The organism is Lysobacter sp. TAB13 (genome assembly GCF_052113885.1).
GTDB lineage: Bacteria > Pseudomonadota > Gammaproteobacteria > Xanthomonadales > Xanthomonadaceae > Lysobacter > Lysobacter gummosus.
The window spans coordinates 1-426 of the sequence record NZ_JBFRDR010000239.1 but is presented as its reverse complement, the minus strand read 5'-3'; the positions used below and the strand labels follow the sequence as shown (position 1 = coordinate 426).

The window sequence follows — 426 nt, the reverse complement described above, 5'->3', positions numbered from 1 at the left end:
TCCGGACATAGAGCTCGATCGCCGGGCGATCGGCCATGCGCTCGCGCAACCCGCCGACCACAGCGGCCTCGATGCCATCGAGCTGATAGGCCCGGCCATTCTCGCAGCTCCTCGCCTCCTGCGCCTGCGTGCAGCGGATTCTGATCCGGCCGCGATGGCGATCTTTCACCGACATGCCGGCGCCGCATGATCCGCAGCGGAGCAGTCCGGAGAGCAGATGGCGCGGCCTGGCGCGGTCGCGCGGCGGAAGCGTCACGCGCTCGCCGCGCCGGTCCTGGGCGGCCACAAACGTCTCAGCATCGACGATGGCGAGATGCGACGCATCCTGTTCCTGCCATTCGCTCTCCGGATTGACGCGCGAGATGCGCTTGCCCGTCGACGGGTCCTTGACCATCCGAACCCGGTTCCAGACCAGCTTGCCGGCAT

Annotated in this window: 1 protein-coding gene; it reads right to left on the bottom strand. The window is 68.3% G+C overall.

What is annotated here, in order from left to right; translation table 11 throughout:
- A partial coding sequence (locus AB4Y92_RS25990; RefSeq protein ID WP_441822245.1) for a recombinase zinc beta ribbon domain-containing protein occupies window positions 1-426 on the bottom strand: 426 nt, incomplete at both ends.